This window comes from bacterium, from assembly GCA_024224155.1.
GTDB lineage: Bacteria > Acidobacteriota > Thermoanaerobaculia > Multivoradales > JAHEKO01 > CALZIK01.
This window is the reverse complement of record JAAENP010000126.1, coordinates 1-627: the sequence shown is the minus strand read 5'-3', so window position 1 is coordinate 627 and position 627 is coordinate 1. Positions and strand designations below refer to the sequence as shown.

At 64.6% G+C, this 627-nt stretch carries 1 protein-coding gene; it reads right to left on the bottom strand.

The window, feature by feature from the left end; all coding sequences use genetic code 11:
- A partial coding sequence (locus GY769_07030) for a hypothetical protein (GenBank protein MCP4201671.1) occupies nucleotides 1-627 on the bottom strand: 627 nt, incomplete at both ends.

The following is a 627-nucleotide window of genomic DNA, read 5'->3' as shown; positions in this document are numbered from 1 at the left end:
GTAGAGCGAACGGATCGGCTCGGCACGCACGGGAAAACGGATGAGGAACTTGCCCCTGGCGCGACTGTCCTCGTTCTCGTAGGCGGCGAAATCGCGAAACACTGCGGGTAGGTGAGCGCGCTGACGGATCGTCTCTTCGACTTCGAGAGGATCGTCGGGGCCGCTCGGGCGGTAGTCGCCGATGACTAAGTGAAGGGTTTTTTCCTCCAGCTGGCAGCGTTCACCCGCGGCCAGGCCCCGGGGCAAGAGCAACCGCTCGTCATCCACAGGGGCGACCCAGCGGTCGCGCACCAGGGACAATTCGATGTCTCGGTGTTTCGGGGTCGGCATTCCGCCACTGTTTTCGACCTCGATGGCAAAAACTCGGACGGTCTCCTGGGGTTCGTAGACGCAGTCTCGGTTGCCGCTCTCGTGGGCGAAATCGACCAGGCGGAGATCGTAACGGGAGTTGTAGGTCTGCACGCCGGTCTTGGACGCCACCTCGATGGCGAACGAACCCCGCGCACCTTCCTCGCCGGAATGGACCCTGGCCTGGCCGGCCCTTCCCGACCTGCCGGACGGGCCGCGCGACCCGCCCGAGTTGTAGCGATGTTTGGTGCGGGTCTGGGTCTTGCCCTCGGAATCGGT